Origin of the sequence: Streptomyces sp. NPDC006326 (genome assembly GCF_040612915.1) — a bacterium.
Classification (GTDB): Bacteria; Actinomycetota; Actinomycetes; order Streptomycetales; family Streptomycetaceae; genus Streptomyces.
This window is the reverse complement of record NZ_JBEXRC010000009.1, coordinates 66,614-88,930: the sequence shown is the minus strand read 5'-3', so window position 1 is coordinate 88,930 and position 22,317 is coordinate 66,614. Positions and strand designations below refer to the sequence as shown.

Sequence of the window (22,317 nt, the reverse complement as noted above, 5' to 3'; positions counted from 1 at the left end):
TCGGAAGACCGCCGTCGGGACGTGATATCCCACCCGGGACCGTCTTGCCCAGGGGGTCGTCTGAGGGCCCAGCCTTGCCCTCCACGATGGAACCGGCATGCAGGTGGGCGTCGTAGCCCGTCGACGGTCGGCCAGAGGGGCGCCGGTATCCGCCCGCACGTCCTGGCCGACCCGCCCGTCCGCCTCAGGCAGTCGCCGCGGCCTCCTTCGCCGTGTCCCCGGGCCGGGCCGTGCCCGCGTAGCCGCGGCGTCGGGCCCAGGCCACGGCCGGCGGGGCGGCCAGGCCCGTCACGGCGAACAGCGCGCCCACCACGTACCAGCCGGGCCGCCCCCAGGTAATGCACAGGGAGATCAGCAGGGCCGGCCCTACCGCTTCGGCGAGGCCGGCGCCGAGGCCGAAGACGCCGAGGTACTGACCGGTGGCGTGCCGCGGGGCCAGCGCGAAGGAGATCTCGAACCCGGCGGCGGAGTGCCACAGTTCGCCGAGGGTGTGGACGGCGACAGCGGCGAGCAGCAGCGCCGCCGCGGCCCAGGCCGGGATCCCGGCGGACAGGGAGATCAGCACGCAGGCGGCGAGGAAGGCGACGCCGGAGCGGCGGTAGGCGAGGGCGCCCGCCGCCGGGTTTCGATGCTGCGGCTGGCCCGTACCTGGCAGGTGACGACCAGGACGGTGTTCAGGAGCATGGTCCCCGAGATCAGCCACGGCGGCGCGTCCGTGGCGGCGACCAGCCACAGCGGGATGGCGACGGTCAGCACCTTGAACTGGATGGCCATGATGCCGTCAAGCGCGGTGAGGGCGAGGTAGGGCCGGTCGCGCAGCGCGATCCAGCGCCGGCCGTCGGCGGCCGGTTCGGGCGCGACGGGCCGCAGGCGCAACACGATCACCGCCGAGGCCGCGAAGGCGAGGGCGTTGCCGATGACAAGGAGGCGGTACGCGTTCTGCGTTCCGGCCTGGACCGCCCAGCCTGCCAGCACGGCACCGAGGGAGATGCCGATGTTGGTCACGGCCCGCAGGTAGGCGCGGAACTCCTGCGGCCGCTCGCCCCCGTGGTGGCGGATGATCGGGCTGCGCGCCGCCAACCCCGCACCCTTCGCCGCGGTGGCCGCGCAGACCGCGGCCACGAACGGCCAGAAGCTGTCCGCCAGCAGGAAGCCGGCCGTGGCGAACGCCTGCACCACGAGCGTGGCGGCGTACACGCCGCGCGCCCCGCGCCGGTCCGCGAGATGGCCGGCGGCGATGCCGACCGCGAGGGCGAGGAGCCCGGCGATGCCGAGCCCGAGGCCGACCTGGGCCGCCGGGAGCCGGACGGCCTCGGTGAAGTAGAGGACGCCCGCGGTCAGGTAGAGACCGCTGCCGACGGTGTAGACGAAGTTCGAGGCGGCGATGGTGCGCTGCGGTCCGGGCTCCGGCAGCAGGTGGGGCATGGTGCGCTCCGTATCCTGACAGGACTGACGGTAAGGGGCGTTGGTCGAGGGCTGAGGTTACAACTACCGTCATTGGATTGCATGGTGGTTGCTATTGCCAGAGTTACGCAACAAGAGTGGTGCCGTGGGCCCCGGTTGACGAAGCCGCAATTGCGCCCTGAGAGGTGCGTGGGCGGCAAGCCGAACCCGCCGAGTCCGGCTGCCTGCGGTGAGTCGGCCATGATGGAGCGGTGAACCCTCGACCTCGACCTCGTCATCGCCGCAGCCCATGCCGTCGGTCCGTGCCCGCCGGGCGAGGAAGCGGACTGGACGGACCGCGTCCGCGAACGTGCCGTCAGCCTCTACGTCCTCGGGGACACGGTCGGTCAGGACATCGCCCGGCTGGATGCCGCGAAGCAGTTCACGGCGACGCTGCTGGACGTACGGGTGGAGGCGTCCAGCACACGCGGTGTCCTGGTGCTGCGCAACACCTCCGGGGAGCTGGAACAGCCCATCCGCACCGACCGCGGTGACTTCGAGGCCGGCCGGGCGATGATCGAACGCGCCCGGTCCCTGATCGGCCACCGGGTCCGCGTGTACCGCCTCAACGAGCGGATGGCATCCAATCCGAAGCTGGAGGTACGCATCGTCGTCCATCTCGCGGACTTCGGCCTCGACATCGACCTGATCTACGAGAACAGCGCCAGCTCGTCGCGACCCGCCGAGGCAAAGCCAAGATCGGAACCCCCGAGGACGTCCCCTGGCTGTTTCCCGGCGGTCGCCCAGGACACCCCCTCGGCGACGACCGGATCGGGCAGCGTCTCCACAAGATCGGAATCCGGCCCCGGCAGGACCGCTCCACCGCACTGGTCACCCTCGCCGCCGAACTGCCCGCCGCCATCCTCGCCCGGGTACTCGGCGTCCACATCCAAGTCGCCGTCCAATGGCAGAAGGCATCAGTCGGCAACTGGGCCTCTTACGCCGCCGATGTCAGCCGCCGCGTCCCGGAGAACCAATGAAGCTGCCCATCACCATCCACCAAGCACGGCTCGGATCCACGGAGTTCAAGGTCATCCGTCCAGCCCGGCCCCTGGTCCACGCAGTGCTCATCGACCACGATCGGCACCTGGACACCTACCTCGATCAGGACGCCGCCCAGCGAATCGGTGGGCTATGGAAGCTCGCTGCCTCTTCACCGCGCTCGCTGGTCCACCTGCAGATGCGGGGGAACCGTGGCCCCTCCCGCGAGCTGCCAGAAGACGGCACACGGCAGCTTGATCTCGTGCTGCTGCACCACTCGCTCCAGTTCGCCCCCTCACGCTGGAAGGAAGTACGAGGACGGCTCGGCCCAGGGCGTCCGCAGACCGTGACGCTGCCCGGCCCAGGACACACCGACGAAGCCGTGATTGATCAGGAGGCACGGCACTACAAGGAGAACCGGGATCTGTTCCACCAGCATCTCCACGCCGAGACCCTGTTCATGACCGGCAGCGCGAAGGTGTTCAGGGATACCGCCTGGCACTTCTTCGACGTCGCCCAAAACGGCCCTGGATACGTCCCCGTCCATCCGAGCTACCCGCACTTCTGCACCGAGCTCCACTCCAACGACGGCATCTCGGCGACGCGCGCGAGATCCACATCGAGTACTGCGACCAGTGGGACTCATGACCCTGACCGACAGGACCCCGCCGACCATGACGTTTAGCGATCACCTCCAGCATCTCGTCGAGAGGGCCCTCTCATCCATCCCGGCCGCCGACGCCGGCGACATCTACGCTGTCTCCTTCCGCATCGACAACGAGGACGACGACCCTCGACAGCCGACCTTGACGATCGGCTACAACACTGAAACTCAGGCCCGGCGCAGCATCCAGGACGCCTCTGACCAGGCAGAAGCCCGCTGGAACTACGCTTTCTGGATCCAGAACGAGCTGACTGTGGTCGGCGACCTGACCAGCGACCCCGCCGGGGCCACAGCTCGCCAGGAGTGGATCACCGAACTCGGACTTTGGTACGACGAGCCGACCGACCTCGCCGACTGGGATTCAGTCATCGGGCCACTCGCCGCGCAGATCGAGGCCCGCTTCAACCAGACCTGCTGCCAGCTCGCCCGAACCCTCCACACGACCGGCGTCATCGCGGGATGTATCGGCCGAACCGTGCCGGTGATCGTCCACGAGCTGGAGTACTACGAGGCGATCGCCCGGCAGACCGAGGCCGCCAACCCGCCTGGGCTCGCCGCCGAATTCACCTCATGGGTCCGCAATGGCTGAGACATTCGGACAGTTCCCATACCCGCCTCCACCATTAGCCGTCTACCCCACCGAGACGATCGAGGCCCACCGCGCCTTCATCGCCCGCCGCCGCACACTGCGCCCCGCCGAGGAGTACCGCACCCCCACCGACCCCCACCGACGCCGAGTGGGAAGACTTCCTCGGACACTTCGAACGCCGCAAGCTCTCCGTCGGCACCTGCGCCCGCGCCTACGGCACCACCTGCATCCACGAGCACGCGTGCGTGCGCTGCTCGCTGCTGCGGCCGGACCCCGCCCAGCGCGGCCGGCTGGTGGAGATCCGAGACAACCTCCAGGCCCGGATCGCCGAGGCCGAGCGGGAAGGCTGGCTCGGCGAGATCGAGGGCCTTCGCATCAGCCTCACCGGCGTCGAGTCCAAGTCGGCCAAATCGACTCCGCGTCGCCTACGGGCCGATCCTGCTGGGGCTGCCGGCGCCCCGTCCGACCCGGCAGGGGTGATCAGGGGCCGGGCAGGGAAGGGGCCAAGGGCACGACATCGCAGGTCGAGGTGGTGATTCACGATGGCCAGACCGGTGTGGACGGGGGTCGTCTCCTTCGGGCTCGTCTCCCTACCGATCGCGCTGTACACCGCGACCGACAGCCACACGATCCGCTTCCACCAGCTTCAGCGCGGGACCGCGGACCGGATCCGAAATCGGCGCGTCAACGAGCGCACCGGCGACGAGGTCGACCTCGGGGAGATCGTCAAGGGCTTCGACACCGGCAGCGAGTACGTGATCGTCGAACCGGGCGAGCTCGACGACATCGCGCCCGGCCGGTCCAAGGCCCTGGAAGTGTCGGGGTTCGTCGATCTCGACACCGTCGACCCGATCTTCTTCGACAAGACGTACTACCTCGGACCCCGCGGCGAGCAGTACGGCAAGGTGTACGCCCTGCTCCAGCGAGCCCTGGCCGAGTCGAACAAAGCCGGCATCGCCACGTTCGTAATGCGCGGCCGCGAGTACCTCGTCGCTCTGAAAGCCGAGGACGACCTGCTGACCTTGCACACCCTGCACTGGGCCGACGAGATCCGCGACCCCCACCAGGAGGTCCCCGACCTGCCGGGCAAGGCAGAGCCGACCGCGGCCGAGGTGAAAATGGCCCACCAACTCATCGACGCCCTCACCACCGACTGGGACCCGGAAGCCTTCCACGACACCTTCCAGGAGAAGGTCAAGGCACTGATCGAGGCCAAGGCCGCCGGTGAGAGCGTGGAGAAGGCCGAGCCGGCCGCCCAGCCCACCGGCGTCGTCGACCTCATGGAGGCCCTGCGCGCCAGCGTCGAACGGGCCCGCAGCCCCAAGGACACCGGAGAGAAGGCCAGCACCTCCAAGACGAAAGCGCCTGGGAAGAAGCCCGCCACGAAGAAGAGCACCACCGGGTCTTCCGAAGCGCTTCGGTCACTCACCAAGACCGAGCTGTACAGGAAGGCCACAGCCGCCGGCATCGAAGGCCGCTCCACCATGACCCACGACCAACTCGTAGACGCTCTCGCCCACACCAGCCGCAGCGGGCACAAGTAGTAGGAGATGCAGAGCCCTCGGCAGGCCCCGTGGTTCGCACGTTGTCGCGCAGCGTAAACAGAGGGGGTAGTCCGCCGTTGTGCGCTCCTGCGGTTGGCGAGGCGGAATCGATTCCTCGCACCCCTCACGGGTGATCTTCGGGAGCGAGCAGTGCTCAGACCGCCCAGGGATTCACGAGGTATCGGCCGTCTCCCCAGTTCAGAGAAGTGACCAAGCCGAAGGAGATCGCACCGGACCAGATGGGACGCACTTCCAACCTCCACACACGGGCCCCTGCATCCAGCGTCGCACCGTCTCGCCCGGGCGTGTGGGGGATCACGGCTGTCCGGGGACGGTGCCCGCGCTCGGGTCAGGTCGGGCCAGTCCGGGGGACAGAGCGGAGCGGCGGGCTCCACCCCCAATTCGAACAGGTTTACGATGGCGGGGTGACCTCATCCGACGCGCGCTCCTTCCCTGACGATCTCCTCAAGCTGCAGGAGCAGCTGCACCGTGCCCATGCTGAACACCGCGCCTACCTGGCAGCCCTGCCGTGGAGCGTGGAGCCGATGAAAGGCTGGGCTCGCGGAGAGCGCTACTCCCACCGCGGGGACGTCCCGGACAGCCCCGGCTGGAGCCAGGAGGAGAAGGAGACCGTGGACCGGATGTGGGCGGAGCTTCGGGAGCTGGCGATCGCCGTGGCAGACCACCCCCACTGGGAGACCGTGCCCCGCGAGGGAGTCGTGGCTGCCCGCATGGAGCTGAAGAAGCAGGCTTGCCCGACGAACGCTCCCGCCTCCTCGGAGGCGGCGTAGACCGGTGTCCGGCCCCGACCCCCTCCTCCCTCTGCCGCCCGCGCTGGATCAGCTGCTCGTCATACGCCGCTGGCTGGAGCTGACCCTGGCCCGGGTCGACGAGAAGATCACCGCAGTCCGCACGGCCGACGCCGAGAAAGCACGCCGCCGACCGCTCCCGGAGAGCCCGCAGTGGTGGATCGAGTACGGCATCGGCGCCCGCCGCACCCCGGAGCGCGTCCACACCGGCGACTGCCGCATGACCAGCCGAGGCCGCCCCGCCACGGCGCAGAGCGTCCGGGAGATCCTGCTGACGGCGCCCTCCGTCGTGGCCTGCCCGCTTTGCCGGCCCGACAGCGAACTGGGTCTTCTGGAAACGTGAACTTACCCGCCGGCCGGAGCTGGCGAGGCCGCCCGTCAGCGGTGACCAGTCCGATGTAAGACCGCGGTGATGGTGGGCGCTTTGCGGCCGTGGCCAGCCGTCCTCCACTCAGAGGTTGGGTTTCAGTCCTCATAGGCGGATGCTCTAGCCGCCGCGAGCTCGGGCAAAGCCTCGCATCGACTACCTCGTGCACCACCCTGACTGGGACGCGGCCGAGACCCTGGCGCAAGACGATGGGCACTTCATGGGCCCCGTCCTGTCCTGGGCCGAGCTGACCGCCGCAGCGAACAACGGCCTGCTCGGCGGCAGCACCACCGACCCCCCCCGCCCGACTACTGCCCCTACTCTCGGCATTCGGCGACGACGCCGTACCGGATGACGCCGTCGAGCGCCTGACCGCGGCGCTGCGCGACCGCACCCGTGTTGAGGCGCCCGAGCAGCTTGCCGCCGCGCGCAGCGCGTCCTCTTCACGTTCCACGGCCTGCGGACTGCGTCCGACAGCCGGGGAGTGGAGTTCGGAGATCGCTGCGTGCTGATCGACTCCTTGTTCCCCGGCCGTGCCGTCAGGGGGTCAGCGCGGTGGCGACTTGGGCGAGGCGGGCGGTCGGCCAGGCGTGAAGCGGTTGGTGGGGTTGCGGAAAGAGTAGCCACCGTCGTTGACCAGGTAGCTGCTCTCGGCTGTGGTCCAGCGACCGCGAGACCCCTGCCCCGCAGCCGTCGGACGCGCAGCGCAGGACGACGCCCCGGACCGGACATCACGGTGAGAGGAAGACAACCCCGCTGCCGTCTTCCTGCATCCGGGCGACCCGGACAGCAGTGCCGAAGGCGATGCCACGGAAGTACTCCGCCTTCACCTGCTCGACCGGAATGATGTCCTCCTCCGCCGCAGCACTCAAGTGCGCCTTGACGCCGTTCTCCCACACGACGGCCGACACGCAGGGACGGGAGATCCACGCGTCGAAAAGGACCGCCTGGGCGATCTTGGCCTCGCCCTCATGCGCCATGATCCGTTTCCGGACCTGCGCTTTGTTCTCCTTCTTCGTCCGGCCGACCTTGACGTACGACAGCTTCGAGCACATGGAACGGAAGAACAGGACGTACAGCCGGTCACCGACGAGGTCGAGCGAACCCCCCTTGTGCTCCAGGTCCCTCCACGACTGGTGCCGTACTGCCGCGACGACCTCCGCGGGCGGCAGACGCCCGGTGTCGAAGTAGTCGCCCAGCCGTACCTTCGCCGTCATGGAGTCCAGGTACGGGTTCCTGTACTGCACGTTCAGCCTCGTCGTCGGCAACGCCTGCTGCTCCCACTGCGGCGCATCGGCGACGGATTGCTGTTCGTCGCCGAAGTACTGCTCGGTGTAGAGGTCCTCTTCTCTCATGTCCGAGATTGTGGTGCGGCAGCGCCGCCCGCAGAAGAGCACCTCGGCCAAGGGTCCGGATACCCCGTCCCGGCAAAGGCGATGCCCCCTCCCCGGTGGCTGAGCAGGAGGCCCGTCGCGCACTGGCCGGGACTGACCGGGCGGCCGCAGACTGGTGGCATGGCCTCTGGGCTGCGCGTGATCGGGTGCCACGTCAGCGCGCTCACACCGGCTGGACCATGATCATCGGCTTAGGGTTAGCGCTGTACCGAGGTTCCCCGGGGCTGAGGTCCCCCGCGGCGTGGTTGATCAGTAGTCCGGACCGTCGGGTGCATCCACGTCGACATCTCCGTCGGTAGACGGGCCGCCTCCGGGCTCTGGTTCATCGGCGTAGCGGCCCTCCTCACGACTTGGCCACTCGTACGCCCTGGCGTCGGCATGTTTCTTATCCCGTCGTATCGCCAGGGCCTCGAACAGCGACAAGGCCGCCCATATCGCCAAGGCCGCGAGCAGCAACAAGGCCGCCCCGCAGACGAACGTGGCTACGACACGTAGCTCTACTCCGGGCCCGACCCACACAGCAAGGCACAGGACGACCAGGCCAACTATGACGCGAAGACCCTTCTGGCCCCACCTCGTGCGGGAGTTCCGCCGTACCATCACGGCCTCCTCAGCAGCGCTGTTCAATGGGCGCCGCAATCCTGACGCTCACGGCCCCCGAGCCGCTCGGGGCCGGCAGCGGCTATGAGGCGGCTCCCCGCGCGGGGAGCCGCCCTGGTGTCGGCGGTCCCGCGTCGACCGCCCGGCGTGGCGCAGACGTCCACCCTCAGCGGCTAGCGCGGGCTCTACCTCAACCGTACGCTCACCTGCGTCTTGGTTGACTAGCGATCAACCCCAGGTCGCCTGCGCGCCCCGCCGGCCGAAACCGGTAAGGCGCTTGCTCTAGGGCTTGTCGCATCGGCACTTCGGCTGCCGGCAGATGCCGCAGCGTCGGTATTCCAGGTAGGACAAGCACAACCTGGCGAAAGCAATTGCTTCCGCCACCCACTGAGCGATCTGTCCAGGATTGGACATGGTTGCTCCCTAGCCATGAGCATTACCCGGAGGTCACGCTCGGGATGGGTGGGGCGGTTGTGAGACAGCCCGATCCCTACCCGCTGTGGCCGTAGCTGTGGGTCGGCCTAGAGCACTTCCATCGTCGCGCGCCGGTAGCGGCACTGCTCATACGCGCGCACGGGGCCATCCAATTGATCAGAGGGGCGTAAACGGCCGTTTTTGCCCCCTCGGCCGATCCGATCCGATGAATCGCCTAAACCGGTGAAAACCGGGGAACCTAGAACGGGCTGCGAAGGCGTGCCACGCCTTCCCCGACGCCGGAGACACCCCCGCGGCGCGCGGCGGGGCTGTCCTACTTGGCCGGCAGACGGAGCATCGGTTCGAAGGCCGCGTCCTCCTCGCCCTCGACCGAAGGGAGGAAGCCGTCCGGGACGGTGCGGGCGGCCGTGGTGAGGAGGCGGGCCAGGACCTCGGGCTCGGTGGCCGGGGGGAGGCGGAGGGCGGCGAGGAGGCGGTCGCGGACCTCGGGGTGGTCCGGGTTGTCCTCAAGGTACTCGGCGTTGAGCGCGGGGGGACGGAAGCCGGCCAGGGCGTCGTGCCAGGAGGGGAGGACGATGGCCAGGGTCAGGGCCTCGGCGAGGGACTCCGCGATGAGGGAGGCCTGGCCCTCGGAGTGGGTGTAGAGGACGGGGCGGACGCGGTCGGAGCCGACCGGACCGCAGAGGTAGTGGGTGCCTCCCGCGTTGCAGCCGGCCACGGGCTCCACCGGGAGACCGGCCGGCAGGGCGATCGACTCGATGGGGGCGGTCCGCGTGAGGTCGAACTCGCCGTCGCAGGCGAGGTACGCCTCGACCTCGGGGTCGGCGGCGATCCGGCGAAGCAGGGCCTCGTCGGAGAGGGCGGCCGGGTTAAGGCCGCGGGCGGCTTCGGGGGTCAGGGGGTGGCCCGCGAGGACGTGGCGGACGGTGTCGAGGGGGACGGGCCGCCCGTAGTCCTCCTCGAAGTGCGCCTGGACGGCCTCGGGGGAGCGGTCGGTGAGGAGGCGGAAGAGGTGCCCGGAGCCGTCCGGGTCCGGGCTGCCCGAGGGGAACTCGATGCCCGAGCCGGTGCGCCAGGCGCTGCCGCCGGTCTCCCACCACAGGCAGGCGGTGACCCGCGGGGCGCCGAGGCCCTCGTCTACGAAGGCCGGGTCGTCCAGGAGCGGGCGCAGCGCGGCGGGCACCTCGTCGATGACACCGGGCCAGACCTGTTCGTCGTCCGTGGCGTACGGGCTCATCTCCGACTCGTGGTCGAAGCCGCGGACGAGCACACCGGCCGGGGTGAAGAGGACGGAGAGGTCGTCACCCGAGCCGTTGTCCATCAGGGCCGCCTCCGTCCCAGGCCCCCAGGTGGTGGAGAAGGAGTAGCGGGAGAATCGCGGGTCGCGGCAGATTGCCTGGTCCAGCACGGCCAGCGCGCGCAGGTGCGCGCGGAGCTCGGCGGGGTCCGGGAGGAGGGCGGCGGTCGTGTGCACGGTGTCCATGGGCTCATGTAAGCAGCCGGTACTGACATCCGGGGCGGCGGTTCAGTCACACCCGCTCTCTCACTCAGGGAACGAAAAGCCCAGCTCACGCAGGCGGGGCAAGCACACTGCGAGGCATTGCTCCACAGACTCGGCATCGGTTCGCACCAGGACGTCCTCGCGCAACGGCGCTCCACTGGCGACGAAGGTCCAAGGCTTGCCCCGCTCTGCCATCCGCTCAGCGTCGGCCTTGAACAGCACCGTTACGCCCTGTTCAACCAGTGCTTCCATAATCGCGACGACGTCCACCGGCACTCTCCCCTCCCGAAGCGCTTTGAACGCGCCATCGAACGAACATACTCACTCCGGGCCGGACCCTGGACACCGCCCGCATGCCCCAAAGTGACCGATCGGGGCGCTCTGAGCTGGAATACGCGATACCTCAACATGCGAGACCACCAGTCCCGAGGCCGAGGTCGTGCGTGGTACTTACCGTTCACGCCGGTCGGCACCGGGGCCTGGTAGACGAGTGCGGGCGGTGTGGTGGAGACGGTTGTTGTTCTGTTCGTCGGTCGAACTCAGCTGGCGTGGCAGAAGCCCCGCGAGGTGCGTTTTTCCCGTGTAGAAGGAACACAGGAAGTCGCATCTGCGCAGCGCCATCGGAGCTAGGGGGGTAGTCGTGAGCCGTCAACCGTGGCCCACGTTCGCAGCGTTCGTCCATGTCGGGGACGGCAAGGTCGTCGAAGCATCCCTGATGCCGCACGGCGGCTGGACCTACACCAAGGTCCGCCTGACCACGAACCTGGCAGCGTTGGAGATCATCCTGAGCCGCCTCAGGGCCGGCGAAGGCATACGCGTGACTATTCCGGATCCACCGACACCACCCCGGCGGATCATCGTGACGCGAAGCGCCGACCGGGGGGCCCTTGTCGCCGGGTCACAGCGTGGGTCGGGCCAACAGATGCTGATCGACCTCGTCGCATCTGCGGTTGAAATGCACACTGAGACGAAGGCCAGCCGAGAGGCGGAGGAAGCAGCTAAGGCCCGCGAGACCGAGCGGGAGCTAGCGGCGCGCAAGCCGCGGGACGAGCGAACCCCCACCGTGAGCCTGCGTACCGTGTCCGGTGGTCTGCCCACTCTGGGCCGCCGAAGGTGACCTCGGACCACCTCGCCCCCCGGAGCCGCGACGCCAAGCTCCCCAACATCCGGAGGCCGAGGCCGTGACAAGTGGATGTCAGAGCCTCGGTGACTTCGTGCTGATCAGCTGGAGGTTGAGGCCGCGCGTGCCCGCAAGGTGGCGGCGCTGATCCGGAACGGGTCGTGCTGGGAGGTGTCCTCGGTAATTTTCAGCATGGCCGTCCGTGTGGGCTCGGGGCGGTCGAACAGGGTCAGGGGGCGCTCGGGGTCGGGGTGGGCCAGCACCGCGAAGGCCAGGGCCTGGGCGAAGACATCCGGGCCGGTGCCGCCGTAGCCCCAGGTGATGTCGTCGAAGGTGTAGCGCGGGTCGGTGGGCAGGATGTCGCAGCGGCCGTCTGGCAGCAGAACGAAGGCGGTCATGTTGCCCGGGGTGGCCAGGATCTCGGCGGTGTCGGGGTACGGCGCGGCCGGAAGCCCGCGGGGGCGTTCAAGGGCGAGGGCGCCGGTGGTGGGGTTGTGCAGGACCATCCGGCCATGCGGGTCGTAGCCGGTGCGCAGGTCTTCCCGGTCCTTCTCCCAGATGTGGCCGAGCAGGGCGGCTTTGCGGTGGGCGTCGCCGCCGGCGGGTTCCCACCAGGAGATGGTGGCGAGGTAGGCCTTCTCGGCGTCGCCGAGCTGCGCGAGTCCAGCCGCGGACTCGGACCGGAGTGGTCCGAGAGGTTGTCCAGAATCGAGGGGGACGCCGTTGCGATCCTGGCGCCCGTGGACGTCCAGCGGCTCGCCCCGGCCTGGCCGACACCTGCGGCAGCCCGGTTGCGCAGCACCACCACCGCCAGGAAGCAGCCCCAGCCCGGGCGCAAAGCCTCCCCTGGTGAGGCTCCTGAGCGGCGAGCACCCCAGCGCCGACCGGACGGTCCGGAGGCGGGACGCGGCCGTAGCCGGTAGTCGGCTGGGGGTCCAGCCAAATGGGCACGCACTTGGAACGCAGTGGGTCAGCCCGCCAGCCCTCCGCGCCAGTGTCGAGGCCGAGGCCGCCGGCCACCTCTCCTCTCCGCTGGAGGCGGCCTGAACCGAGGACGCCACACAGCTTCAGCCGCACCAGCGTGCGGGCCCTGCCGTCCCCTCGTGCGAAGGGGACGGCAGGGCCGCGGGTTATCTGGCCAGAATGACCACTCATGTCAGCACACAAAGGGGCGACGCCGACGGCGGACGCTGACTTCCATGGTGTGCGGGGCTGTCACGGTGCAGTCCTTCGGCACGGTCCGGATGGCCAGAGTCACGCCGCTGGTGATCTGGCAGCGGCGGCCGATGGCGACGCCGGGCCCGATGCTGATGTTGTTGCCGGTCTGGGTGTCATCCCCGATGACGGCTCCGAACTGGGTCGTGCCCGACCGGTACAGGCCACTGGCGGTTCGCATGATCACTTCTCGGTCGGGCCTGCGCATGTCGGTTGTCATGTTGATCGCGGCCACAGTGACGCTGGCGGACAGATGGGTTCGAGCTCCCAGGATCGTGTGGTTGACACCGATCCGGTGCCCGAGAACGGCGCCTTCTGCGACGAACGTGGCGGTGACTTCGCAGTTGAAGCCGATCTGTGCGCCGGCGCAGAGGACACTTCCCTTCCGCACGTTGGTGAATTCGTGGACCTTGACGCCCGGCCCAATGATCACGTCGTCCCCGATGATCGCCGTGGGGTGGATGAAAGCGGAGGGGTGGATGCGCTGATCCTTCCCCAGCATGACCAGCGCTTCGCGCTGCAGGCCCTTCCACTGGGCCAGGAACTCGGTCAGCTCGAACTTCTCCAGGCCGCCGTATGCGGTCGTGGCGATGGCTCCCTCGGTGGGGGCGGTGACGTAGTCGCCGAGATTGATCCGTTCCATGGCGTGTCCTCTCGTAGGTCCGGAACCCGGGTCCGGCGGAGGTAGGCTCGCCGTTCATTTGGTCCCGGAAGGAAGTGGTGGTGGTCGTGACGCGGCCGCGTGTGGGTGTCGCCGTGCTGACGATGGGTGACCGGATGCCTGAGCTGCTGGCCCTGCTGGCTTCGGTGGCCAAGCAGGACGAACCGGCGTCGCGGGTCGTGGTGGTCGGGAACGGGACGGCCCTGCCGGGCCTTCCCGAGGGTGTGACCGTGGTGGAGCTGGAGGAGAACCTGGGGGTGTCCGGCGGCCGGAACGTCGCCTGGCGCCGCCTGCGGGACTTCGGTGACGTCGATGTGCTGGTGGACCTGGACGACGACGGCCTGTTGACCGAGACCGACGTCTTCCGGCGGATCGCCGACCTGTACGCGGCGGACCGCCGGCTGGGTATCGTCTCGTTCCGGATCACGGACGAGACCGGGACCACGCAGCGGCGGCACGTGCCCCGCCTGCGGGCGGCGGACCCGATGCGGCGAGGCCTGGTGACGACGTTCCTGGGCGGCGGGCACGCCCTGTCGATGACGATGCTGGAAGACACCGGCGGCTGGCCGGACGCCTTCTTCTTCACCCACGAAGAGACCGACCTGGCCTGGCGGGCGATCGACCGCGGCTCGGACATCCTCTACGAACCACAACTGGTGCTTCAGCACCCCAAGACATCGCCGGCCCGGCACGCGGTCTACTACCGGATGACGGCCCGCAACCGAGTCTGGCTCGCCAAGCGGCACCTGCCCGCCCCGCTGGTGCCGGTCTACCTCGGCGTTTGGGTGGTGCTGACCGTGGCCCGCACCCGCTCCATGACGGGGCTGCGGGCCTGGTTCATAGGGTTCGCCGAGGGCATCCGGACATCCGGCGGCCCCCGGCGCCCGATGCGCTGGCGGACGGTCTGGCGACTGACCCGGCTGGGACGCCCCCCGGTCATCTAGGCGGCGACGATCTCCCGCCTGAGCCAGTCGGGGGCCGCCGCCGGGGTGTCCTGGAGCCACTGCACGTAGCGGGCTACCCCCTCGGTGATGGTGACCTTCGGCTTCCAGCCCAGGATGTTCTCCATCCGGCGGGTGGCCGCGTACCCGCCGAGTGGGTCACCGGCCGGGAGCGGCGTCTCCAGTAACGGCGTGCTCGGGTAGTGGGCCTGGACCAGCTGGGCGACGTTCCTGACGCTGGTGGGGACGCCGGTGCCGATGTTCACTGTCTCGGTGTGCGCGCGGGGGCTAGCCAGGGCCCGCAAGGTGCCCTCGGCGATGTCGTCCACGTGGACCATGTCCCGCACCTGCCGGCCCCCACCGTTGAGGTGGAGCGGGAGACCGAGGTGAGCCCGCGCGACGAACCAGGCCACGACCCAGGAGTGGGAGTCGGGCTTGATGGTCTGCGGTTCGCCGTAGACGGAGAAGTACCGGACGATCGCGTACGACGTGCCGACCTGGCCCAGGACCAGAGCGGTCTGCTCCTCGCCCCACGCCTTCGTGTTGCCGTACACGGACTTGGGGCGCATGCGCGTGGACTCGTGGAACTGGGGCGGGATGCGCCCCTGGACGGACTCCAGAAGCTGGCGCATGGTCAGGAGCTCGGGGCTGTCGGTCTCCTCGGGATTGCCGTCGCCGTAGACGCTGGCAGAGGAGACGAACACCAGGCGGCGGACGCGGTCCGTCGCCGCGACGGCGTCCAGGACGGTCTGGGTGCCGGCCACGTTGGTGTCGATGGCGGCCAGCGGGTCGCGCGTACAGGCGGCCACGTCCGCCAGGGCGGCGGCGTGGATCACGTAGTCCGAGTCCGCGACCAGCTTCCGCATCAGCACGGTGTCCCGGATGTCCCCCAGAACCACGTCCGGGTCTCCGGCGCGGACGCCGAACAGGTCGGCGTACACCTGCTCGGGGTAAGCGTTCATGGCACACAGGACCAGAGGGCGGGCGCCGAGATCCCGCAGCTGTGCGGCGATGCGCGAGCCGATGAGTCCGGCGCCGCCGGTCACCAGGACGGTGGCGGCGGCCAGGGCGTCGAGCTCTGAACGATGGTGCACGATGCCTCCAAAATCAGGGTTTGGTGAAAGTGACAGGGGCCGAGCCGACCCACCGACAGCGCCCACTGGCGCTGACGGCGGGCTGCGGGCCAGAAAGCCAGCGCTGGGAGACGGTGCTGCGGACCCCGGTCGGCTTGCAATCAGTGAAGCGGCGCTCACTGTGCGCGGGTACCGTAGGCGGTACAGCAGCCTGTTCAATCTGTTCAAGATCGGTCCAGGGAGCGCCAGTTGCCGGAAAGCCGGAATCCGAACACCGCTCTGGCGGCCGTCATCGCCGAAGCCGGGTGCACGTACGAGTCCCCGGCCAGGGAGATTCGTACCGTCGCCGCCGAGGCTGGGCAGAAGCTGCACACCTCCCGCTCGGCCGTTCACTCCTGGGTCACAGGCGGTATGCCGAGCGGTCAGACCCGCTCGTACATTGCCGAGGCCCTCACCAGAAGGATGAAGCGGAAGGTCACACTCACCGAGATCGGTCTAGGCTGCGCAGGCATCGGTGAGGCCCTGGGGGCTGACCCGCTGGCCAGTGCCACCGACCTCGGGAGATTCGTGATGCTCCGTCGCAGGGACTTCCTCAACGCCGCCTTTGCGACGGCCGCCGTCGGTTTGCCGCTGGCCTACGACCACCCCTTCACAATAAGAGCAAGAAGCCCCCTTCCCACTCCTTCGCCTCGCGCACGGGTTCCGGGAGCCCGGTGAGGCGCGCTGTCCGGTTCGAAACTGCACGGTGCGAATCGGTTCGACACGAGCCGACACGATAGGCCAGCTGTGAAGGGGATCCCTGGAGCTTGGACGCTTCTTGCTCTTATTCTTCTGGTGACACCGTTCGAGCCGGGAGGATCCGATGACCCAGAACACGAGCCGGAGCGCCCGAGGCCGCTCCGCCCGCGCGGCCGTCGCCGCCTTCCTCTCCGCGATCCCCGGCGAAGCCACCCGCAGCCTGCGGCGCACCTACCTGGAGGAGTACGCCGCCCACCTCGCGACCCTCAAAGACTGCCCTGAAGCCGCCCTCACCCAGGCCGACCTCCTCGACCCCGCCCACGCCGGCGCCTGGCTCGACGCCGCCGCACGCGGGAAGACCCGTAGACGCACCGGCCTGCGCGGCCCCCGCACCCCCGCCTCCGCCAACTCCATGGCCGCCCGCACCACCACCCTCAACACCTTCTCCGCCCACCACGGACACCCCCTCGCCCTCACCGTCCCCAAAGCCGAATTCGCCCCCCGCCTCACCCCCGAAGAAGCCCACCGCACGCTCCGCCTGCTCACCGCCCACCAGCCCGACGGCATCCTCACCTCCACCTGGGAACGCACCGTCGCCCTCATCGCCCTCGCCGTCACCACCGGCCACGGCCTCGCCCACCTCCAGCCCATGACCCTCGACGACCTCCAGCTCGACCGCCCACTCCCCCGCGCCCGCGTCGGCCGCACCTGGCACCCCCTCGACACCGTCACCCGGCGCGCCCTCACCCGCTGGACCGACACCCACCACGCCCTCACCGCCGGCCACCTCAAGACCCTCCGCGGCGGCAACGTCCACCAGCTCTGGGTCACCACCACCCCCGGCCGCCCCCGCCAAGGCCGCGACGCACCCCCCGCCGGCCTCCCCGCAGCCCGCCGCACCCTCGAAGCCGCCCACCGCCGCCTCACCACCCTCGCCCTCGGCACCCCCCTGCTCCTGGAGCAGTTCTGCCCCGCCGACCCCGACGAAGCTCCTGCCACCAGGGCCGGTAGCGTCCAGACAGCAACCGCCACTACGCGCCGCACTCCACACCACTGAGCCCGCCGAAGGTCCCCGCACGAGCTGCATCACGTGCTCGCGACGCAGGCGGGACCGCCCAACTCGTACAGCCCGAGGTTCCGCTCCGGCACCGGCAGCTGAGATCCACTGCACTCCATGGTCGAGGCGGGCCGTCTTCAGGAAGTCCGCTTCCCTCGCACCACCACGACCAGCCTGACGAGTCACCAGCCCTGCCAGCATCGGGACGGACCAGCGGCCGGCCGTCCTAGGAGCCGGCCGGGCGGCCGACCGGAGGAAGGTCCCCCTGCTCGGGGAGAGCGGATGAGCAGCGTCCCTCGTGTGCCCTTCGCATGGTCGAGGGCGTCGGCGAGCTCGTCGCGTTCATGTTCGGTCGGCCGCGGATGCCAGCCGTGGTCGCCTTCTCGTACAGCTCGGCCTTGGTAAGCGACCGAAGCGACTGGGAGTGGGAGGTCTCCGGCGCTCTCCGTCATCTCAAGCCGTTCCTCGTCGAGTCCGACCCCGCGTCGCTGCTCCGCAGATGGCACCCGCTGCACGACGAAGGCCCGTGTTCCCACCGGAGGGGGGTCTTTTGCGTTTTCGACCTCGGTTCAGAGACACCTACACGTGCATGCCGCGACACGACGCAGATTCAAGGCGGGGCATCGCGCCGACAGAGCGCAACACCCGCACCTCCAGCTCTTACGAACCTTCTGGGACGCACGGCGCAAGAGGGACCCTCCCAGGGCAAGGAGCACGGTCGCCAAGACGTTTCCGCGGACTTCGTGGAGCAGAAAGCCCGTGACGTTCTCCGCGATGGGGTTCATGCACCACAGCGTCGAGCAGGGTTCGGGAGCCTTCGCAACTGCCGGCAGTTCCGCGAAACCTGAAACCAGGTGATGGCGGCCTTGGGATGATCTGGGACCAGTTATGAACGTCGGTGGAAAGTTGAGCGGTGGTCGCGTGGCACAGGGGCGGGCGGGAGACCTGAAACTGCGACCCCTGGCGCTCAGCCTGCCGCTCTACTGCTCCACACCGTGTGCCACCAGCGCAGCCCGGCTGTCCGGCGTGAACCTGCCCTTGCCGCCTACCCGCGACTGAGATCGAGGGCACGGCGGACACGCGGTCCCCCGTGCCCGTGATGTGCGGGGCACCAGTCCGTGATCTTCGCGGCCTTCGCAGCTGTTACTCGTTCGAATCCTGGCCGCGGGCTTCGTGTCGACTGCGCAGTTTCCTCAGAAGAAGGGCACTGACGGAGACAGTGGCGGCAGTGGCGAGGCCGCCGAGAAACTCGGGCAGCGCGGCGATGAGGAGGTTCACGGCCGGCCGCCCTCAGCAGCACACACCTCGTGATTCGCGGCCACGCTTGCTCGCCGCTCCGTGCGGAGGTGGGCTGAGGCTGCTGCTTCCCTGCGGGCGGTATGCCGGGTGCCGAGGCGGCGGAGCTTGCGACGTACCCGTTCACCCAGTGCGGCTGCATCCATGCCGCCTGGTAGGTGGGGGGCCGTCGCGGTGACTGTGGCGGCGGCTTCGGTCCAGGTCGGCATAGAGGGAGCGGCGTACGCGACGGCCACTGCTCGCTCGATAGGAGTGAGCTGCGCGAGGACGGTGTTGATGCACGGGTCATCGACCACGGCGCCAAACAGCACTTCCTGCGGGTCAGGACCCCCTCGGAGAATGTCGTACGTGGTCATCCCGTCACCGAGGTCACGGTCGAGGCTCCACAGCCGTACTCCCCCGACCTTGCGATGCCACATCGGGGTGAGTTGGCGGTGGACGGTCCTGGCCTCCGCGCGCAACTGGTCCAGATGCACGGAGGTGATACGGCCTCCCGTGAGCAGCGGGGCCGACCAGGAACCGAGCAGTGCGGTGGAGACGGCCTCGCGCCATCGGGCACCGTGTCCCCGACGGCCGGGCCACAGGGTGGCGGCTTCACTGAAGGAGTAGATGACGCTCTCCTTGCCGGCAGCTGCCGCCTTGAGCGCACCCACCGCTCTCACCAGGTCGGGTTCTTCATCGAGCGGAATCGAGAGCCCCACTTTGCGGCTGCCGTCGGGCAGCTTGAGAGCCTCCACGATGTTCAGGCCCTCCCCAGATGCTCCGGCCGGCAGCCACTTGGCCCGGTAGACACGGTGAGGGTCCGCGGGAATGGTCACGAGGCTGGTAGAGCTCGCCTCGAGGTAGGCCATTGGGCCGTCCTCCAGGTCGTTGTGCCAGAACCCCTCGATTTCCAAGATGTGGGAGAGCGGCTGCCTTTCGCTGATAGTCGGCTGCGTGCCGCTGGTGGCCACTGCGCCTTCACCTCGCGCCACCTCGGCGGAGCCGCCTGACGAGTAGAACCTCTTCCCACGTGGGGAGGAGGGAGCTTGAGTGGTCATGGATTCTCCAGCCGGTTGCAGTGTGAGCCTCGACCTCTCGGTCTCGTCAGGTCAGCCCACCGGCAATAAATCTTGGAAAACTTTCCTCTGACTGCTGGCATACCCGACACCGCAGCCCTGTCCGCACTGCCCCGGCGATGACCCTTGGGCCCACCGGCGTACCAAGGTATGGCAGCGCCATACCTCGACGGACTTCAAGATCATCAACGTGGGAGGGGGCGAGTAGAGATGGCGTGGGTGACCTCACTGGACCCGGACATGCAGCAGGTCGAGTACCGGCTGACCGGGAGTGCGGATGCGACCTGGAGCAGGAGGACGCGGAGCAGAAGAAGGACGCGCAGGTCGACTACCGCCTCGGCGATGCGCGTGATCTGGAGTGGATCGGCGGCGGCCTGCGCGATGTCGCTCTGGTCCCTGCGCAGTCCGTCGACAAAAACCAGGCGCAGCCGCTGACGGACGGCCGGCACCCGCTGACCGTTGAGCTGCTCGTGACGCCGAAGGTCGCCGTCGACCCGCGCGGCAAGGCAGCGGCGCGCCCGCTCGCCGAGGCGATCGAGACGGCGGCCACCGAGCGCGGCGTGAGCGTCACCGACTTGCTCGGCGACGACGGGAAACTAGCGAAACGCCTCGCCCTCCTGGAGCGCGGCGTGCACCGCGAAGGTGACGGCCACCGCGCCCCCTTTCGCGCGGCCGAGAACCATGCCGAGGCAGCCGGCGTCGACCTCACCGAGCTGTACGGGTGCGCCAGTGTGGCGAAGGCCCGCGAGCACGCCGACGCCTGTGTCCGCGTCGGGATCCGCGGCTACGACGTAAGGAGAAGTCCGAAGAGCTACGGGCTGCGTTCCTCGACGAGGCGGCCCGCGAGACGTTCGGCGTGATGGAGGGCTGGGCCGCGTGCGATGGGCGGCGGGGCGCAGATCCCCGGCTCCGACAAGGCGGAGGACTCCTCGGGGTCATCCCCCGGTCGCGGGGAGCAGGCGCGTACGGATCGCTGGACGAGGAGGACGCGGGGTCAATGTGCTTAGGGTCATCCCCGCGGGCGCGGGGAGCAGACCGAGGCCATCGGTTGGGGTCATCCCCGCGGGCGCGGGGAGCAGTGGCCCTGGAGTACTGCGGTCGCGGCAGACTCGGGGTCATCCCCCGCAGGCGCGGGGAGCAGCGTGCCGGTACCGGCACGCAGGTCAGTGCCCTGGCGAGCCGCAGACGAGCCGAGCGGTGATCGAGGCCGGCCGTCCGCGCCTCCATCCCGTGACAACGGCCTTGGGCCCGGGAAGCGCCGCATCGCCGCTGCTCCCCCGCAGTAAATGCCGGCGAGCTTCCCCGTTGTGGGGATCGACGACTCCGCGCTATCGCGCCGGGCGACCTGCCGCCGTGGCGGCCGCCCTCCCCAGCCGAGCCGCCCGAGTGGCGTACCCGCATGCGGGACTGGCTCGCGGACCGTACCGCGCTGATGGCGATGAGCCATGCGCTCAACTCCGGCCGGGCCAGCGTGCTGCCGGTCGTGCCCGACTGACCGGCGCCCGGGTGGCACCGGGTCCGAGCGCTATTGAGCGGGGTGGGCGTTGAGCCACCGGCTCAACTCGTGGGCTGACCCCAGTACGGCTGGCCGGTTGCTGAACCGGTCCTCGCCGGCCGCCATGCCGCCCTCCATCTTGTCGATCAAGGAGTACGCCTCGGACCAGAACGCCGGCCCGGCCGAGTGCGCGTTCATGGCCTTCCGCAGCTCTCGGGCCGGCTCCATGACCGCGGTCATCTTGTCCCAGCAGGAGCCAGTCTCTTTCGGGCAGCCGTCGGTCAGGTCGAACTTGGTGACGGCATCCTGGAAGCGTGTGGTGGCAGTGCTGAGGCTCACCACGCTCGGCTTCGCCGTGGCCGCTTGCGGCTCGGCGTCGGCTGCTCCCCCGCACCCCGTCATGGTCACTGCGGCCGCGGCGGCGAACGTGATGCTCGCGGCGGCCCCCCACCCCTTGATCATGGCGTCGATCATGCCACGGCCCTACTGGAACGGGGCCGCGTCTGTTCGATTCAGCCGCTGATGGTGGCTGAATCCCGGTTCGCGGTGGTCGCCGCTGGCGCCCGGCGAGTGAGTTCGGGCACTAGGTGTTCGAGGAAGGCGCCTTCAGCGTTCCGAGGGTGGGAGCAGGGTTTGTCGACCAGTCGCAGGGGCACACCGCGGCGACGCCGCCCTCACTGGGGAAGTGGCGGATGGCAGGCCCCCCTGCCGCCCTGCCGTACGTCGCGGCGAGCCGCGTCACGGGTCTGTCACCGTGCGCACGAGCGGGTGTGCGCGTGCAGCTGGCGGGCGAGGATGAGGGGATGACGGCTCGGGTGCAGACGTGGGCGGGCGGCGTGGTCGCGACGGCGGCGCTGGTGGGTCTGGCGGTCTACCTCACGGTGGTGGGGCTGGACGCGGCGGACAAGTGGGCCAGTGTGTTCGGTCTGTTCGTGGGGCTGGCCGGACTGGGCGTGTCCGTCGCCGGGATGCGCCGCGGTGAGCCCCGGCCGGACGGGCAGTCCGTGGATGGCGGCACGGTGGGAGGCGGCATCGCGCAGGTCTCCGGGACCGGTGGGAGCGTACGGATCACCCGCCGCGGTACGTGGTCGACCAGCCCGAGCTCCACACCGCCCACCCAGCCGGACGGTGTGGAGCAGGGCAGCGGGGGTCAGCGCGTGCGTGGCGCCACTGCATCCGGTCCGATCGACCAAGTGCAGGGCACCGCAGGGGACGTCGACATCGAGGAAGGCCCGTGACCGGCCCCGGCCGATGGAGCGGCCGGTTACACCTGCCCGGACCAGCCCCGGACGCTGTAGCGGCCGGTTCCGGAAAACGCGGCACGAGGAAGCCGGGA

At 69.4% G+C, this 22,317-nt stretch carries 23 protein-coding genes; 11 read left to right on the top strand and 12 right to left on the bottom strand.

Features of this window, described 5'->3' with window-relative positions; translation table 11 throughout:
- Positions 1–184: 184 nt before the first annotated feature.
- From ABZ128_RS10170 to ABZ128_RS10160, 3 genes are all read right to left on the bottom strand, one after another.
- Positions 185–565: a hypothetical protein gene (locus tag ABZ128_RS10170; protein ID WP_356847328.1), complete on the bottom strand. Its 381-nt coding sequence runs from the start codon at positions 563–565 to the stop codon at positions 185–187.
- A complete protein-coding gene (locus ABZ128_RS10165; protein WP_356847327.1) occupies positions 559–1,425 on the bottom strand; it encodes an MFS transporter in 867 nt (288 codons plus the stop codon). The genes ABZ128_RS10170 and ABZ128_RS10165 overlap by 7 nt, the downstream gene beginning before the upstream one ends.
- Before the next feature lie 668 nt (positions 1,426–2,093).
- A complete protein-coding gene (locus ABZ128_RS10160) occupies positions 2,094–2,336 on the bottom strand; it encodes a hypothetical protein (RefSeq protein ID WP_356847326.1) in 243 nt (80 codons plus the stop codon).
- Positions 2,337–2,419: 83 nt separating this feature from the next.
- On the opposite strand from ABZ128_RS10160, the gene ABZ128_RS10155 reads away from it, so the two are divergent.
- From ABZ128_RS10155 to ABZ128_RS10135, 5 genes are all read left to right on the top strand, one after another.
- The gene (locus ABZ128_RS10155; RefSeq protein WP_356847325.1) at positions 2,420–3,109 is read left to right on the top strand and encodes a hypothetical protein; all 690 of its coding nucleotides are present in this window, start codon (positions 2,420–2,422) and stop codon (positions 3,107–3,109) included.
- On the top strand, positions 3,069–3,677 hold the full coding sequence (locus ABZ128_RS10150; protein WP_356847324.1) for a hypothetical protein: 609 nt from the start codon (positions 3,069–3,071) through the stop codon (positions 3,675–3,677). Before ABZ128_RS10155 ends, ABZ128_RS10150 begins: the two co-directional genes overlap by 41 nt.
- 542 nt (positions 3,678–4,219) lie before the next feature.
- On the top strand, positions 4,220–5,221 hold the full coding sequence (locus ABZ128_RS10145; protein ID WP_356847322.1) for a Ku protein: 1,002 nt from the start codon (positions 4,220–4,222) through the stop codon (positions 5,219–5,221).
- A 425-nt stretch (positions 5,222–5,646) separates the two neighbouring features.
- Positions 5,647–6,012, top strand: coding sequence for a hypothetical protein (locus ABZ128_RS10140; protein WP_356847321.1), 366 nt, complete (start codon positions 5,647–5,649; stop codon positions 6,010–6,012).
- A gap of 4 nt (positions 6,013–6,016) precedes the next feature.
- Positions 6,017–6,373 (top strand): DUF6233 domain-containing protein, encoded by a 357-nt coding sequence (locus tag ABZ128_RS10135; RefSeq protein ID WP_356847320.1) that lies wholly within the window; start codon positions 6,017–6,019, stop codon positions 6,371–6,373.
- Positions 6,374–7,128: 755 nt separating this feature from the next.
- Here ABZ128_RS10135 and ABZ128_RS10130 read toward each other — a convergent pair.
- The 4 genes from ABZ128_RS10130 to ABZ128_RS10115 all read right to left on the bottom strand — a co-directional run bounded on the left by ABZ128_RS10130 (position 7,129) and on the right by ABZ128_RS10115 (position 10,597).
- The gene (locus ABZ128_RS10130; RefSeq protein WP_356847318.1) at positions 7,129–7,752 is read right to left on the bottom strand and encodes a hypothetical protein; all 624 of its coding nucleotides are present in this window, start codon (positions 7,750–7,752) and stop codon (positions 7,129–7,131) included.
- A 288-nt stretch (positions 7,753–8,040) separates the two neighbouring features.
- The gene (locus tag ABZ128_RS10125; RefSeq protein ID WP_356847317.1) at positions 8,041–8,418 is read right to left on the bottom strand and encodes a hypothetical protein; all 378 of its coding nucleotides are present in this window, start codon (positions 8,416–8,418) and stop codon (positions 8,041–8,043) included.
- Positions 8,419–9,139: 721 nt separating this feature from the next.
- Complete coding sequence (locus ABZ128_RS10120) at positions 9,140–10,309, bottom strand: hypothetical protein (RefSeq protein WP_356847315.1); 1,170 nt, start codon at positions 10,307–10,309, stop codon at positions 9,140–9,142.
- A gap of 60 nt (positions 10,310–10,369) precedes the next feature.
- Positions 10,370–10,597 (bottom strand): hypothetical protein, encoded by a 228-nt coding sequence (locus ABZ128_RS10115; protein ID WP_356847313.1) that lies wholly within the window; start codon positions 10,595–10,597, stop codon positions 10,370–10,372.
- A 370-nt stretch (positions 10,598–10,967) separates the two neighbouring features.
- Here ABZ128_RS10115 and ABZ128_RS10110 point away from each other — a divergent pair, with 370 nt between their 5' ends.
- Positions 10,968–11,444: a hypothetical protein gene (locus ABZ128_RS10110; protein ID WP_356847312.1), complete on the top strand. Its 477-nt coding sequence runs from the start codon at positions 10,968–10,970 to the stop codon at positions 11,442–11,444.
- Positions 11,445–11,548: 104 nt separating this feature from the next.
- Here the strand turns inward: ABZ128_RS10110 and ABZ128_RS10105 are convergent, their stop codons facing one another.
- Positions 11,549–11,953, bottom strand: coding sequence for a hypothetical protein (locus ABZ128_RS10105; protein ID WP_356847310.1), 405 nt, complete (start codon positions 11,951–11,953; stop codon positions 11,549–11,551).
- Positions 11,954–12,603: 650 nt separating this feature from the next.
- Positions 12,604–13,305, bottom strand: coding sequence for a transferase (locus ABZ128_RS10100; protein WP_356847308.1), 702 nt, complete (start codon positions 13,303–13,305; stop codon positions 12,604–12,606).
- Between the two features lie 86 nt (positions 13,306–13,391).
- Here ABZ128_RS10100 and ABZ128_RS10095 point away from each other — a divergent pair, with 86 nt between their 5' ends.
- Positions 13,392–14,267 (top strand): glycosyltransferase, encoded by an 876-nt coding sequence (locus ABZ128_RS10095; protein ID WP_356847307.1) that lies wholly within the window; start codon positions 13,392–13,394, stop codon positions 14,265–14,267.
- On the opposite strand, the gene ABZ128_RS10090 is transcribed toward ABZ128_RS10095, so the two are convergent.
- A complete protein-coding gene (locus ABZ128_RS10090; RefSeq protein WP_356847305.1) occupies positions 14,264–15,358 on the bottom strand; it encodes an NAD-dependent epimerase/dehydratase family protein in 1,095 nt (364 codons plus the stop codon). The two genes, ABZ128_RS10095 and ABZ128_RS10090, sit on opposite strands and share 4 nt — an antisense overlap.
- A gap of 228 nt (positions 15,359–15,586) precedes the next feature.
- Between ABZ128_RS10090 and ABZ128_RS10085 the strand changes: the two genes are divergently transcribed.
- Together ABZ128_RS10085 and ABZ128_RS10080 are read left to right on the top strand one after the other, a co-directional pair.
- The gene (locus ABZ128_RS10085) at positions 15,587–16,054 is read left to right on the top strand and encodes a hypothetical protein (RefSeq protein WP_356847304.1); all 468 of its coding nucleotides are present in this window, start codon (positions 15,587–15,589) and stop codon (positions 16,052–16,054) included.
- A 145-nt stretch (positions 16,055–16,199) separates the two neighbouring features.
- Positions 16,200–17,132, top strand: a complete 933-nt coding sequence (locus ABZ128_RS10080; RefSeq protein WP_356847303.1) for a hypothetical protein — start codon at positions 16,200–16,202, stop codon at positions 17,130–17,132.
- A gap of 1,274 nt (positions 17,133–18,406) precedes the next feature.
- Here ABZ128_RS10080 and ABZ128_RS10075 read toward each other — a convergent pair.
- A complete protein-coding gene (locus tag ABZ128_RS10075) occupies positions 18,407–19,381 on the bottom strand; it encodes a hypothetical protein (RefSeq protein WP_356847302.1) in 975 nt (324 codons plus the stop codon).
- 320 nt (positions 19,382–19,701) lie between these two features.
- On the opposite strand from ABZ128_RS10075, the gene ABZ128_RS10070 reads away from it, so the two are divergent.
- On the top strand, positions 19,702–20,346 hold the full coding sequence (locus ABZ128_RS10070) for a hypothetical protein (RefSeq protein ID WP_356847301.1): 645 nt from the start codon (positions 19,702–19,704) through the stop codon (positions 20,344–20,346).
- Between the two features lie 665 nt (positions 20,347–21,011).
- Here the strand turns inward: ABZ128_RS10070 and ABZ128_RS10065 are convergent.
- On the bottom strand, positions 21,012–21,455 hold the full coding sequence (locus tag ABZ128_RS10065; RefSeq protein WP_356847299.1) for a hypothetical protein: 444 nt from the start codon (positions 21,453–21,455) through the stop codon (positions 21,012–21,014).
- A 329-nt stretch (positions 21,456–21,784) separates the two neighbouring features.
- Between ABZ128_RS10065 and ABZ128_RS10060 the strand changes: the two genes are divergently transcribed.
- Positions 21,785–22,219, top strand: a complete 435-nt coding sequence (locus ABZ128_RS10060) for a hypothetical protein (protein ID WP_356847298.1) — start codon at positions 21,785–21,787, stop codon at positions 22,217–22,219.
- Positions 22,220–22,317 lie beyond the last annotated feature (98 nt).

Excerpts from the sequence above, each read along its gene's own strand:
- ABZ128_RS10165 (WP_356847327.1), bottom strand. The coding sequence starts at position 1,425 with ATGCCCCACCTGCTGCCGGAGCCCGGACCGCAGCGCACCATCGCCGCC.
- ABZ128_RS10155 (WP_356847325.1), top strand. The coding sequence starts at position 2,420 with ATGAAGCTGCCCATCACCATCCACCAAGCACGGCTCGGATCCACGGAG.
- ABZ128_RS10150 (WP_356847324.1), top strand. The coding sequence starts at position 3,069 with ATGACCCTGACCGACAGGACCCCGCCGACCATGACGTTTAGCGATCAC.
- ABZ128_RS10145 (WP_356847322.1), top strand. The coding sequence starts at position 4,220 with ATGGCCAGACCGGTGTGGACGGGGGTCGTCTCCTTCGGGCTCGTCTCC.
- ABZ128_RS10130 (WP_356847318.1), bottom strand. The coding sequence starts at position 7,752 with ATGAGAGAAGAGGACCTCTACACCGAGCAGTACTTCGGCGACGAACAG.
- ABZ128_RS10120 (WP_356847315.1), bottom strand. The coding sequence starts at position 10,309 with ATGGACACCGTGCACACGACCGCCGCCCTCCTCCCGGACCCCGCCGAG.
- ABZ128_RS10105 (WP_356847310.1), bottom strand. The coding sequence starts at position 11,953 with ATGGTCCTGCACAACCCCACCACCGGCGCCCTCGCCCTTGAACGCCCC.
- ABZ128_RS10100 (WP_356847308.1), bottom strand. The coding sequence starts at position 13,305 with ATGGAACGGATCAATCTCGGCGACTACGTCACCGCCCCCACCGAGGGA.
- ABZ128_RS10080 (WP_356847303.1), top strand. The coding sequence starts at position 16,200 with ATGACCCAGAACACGAGCCGGAGCGCCCGAGGCCGCTCCGCCCGCGCG.
- ABZ128_RS10065 (WP_356847299.1), bottom strand. The coding sequence starts at position 21,455 with ATGATCGACGCCATGATCAAGGGGTGGGGGGCCGCCGCGAGCATCACG.
- ABZ128_RS10060 (WP_356847298.1), top strand. The coding sequence starts at position 21,785 with ATGACGGCTCGGGTGCAGACGTGGGCGGGCGGCGTGGTCGCGACGGCG.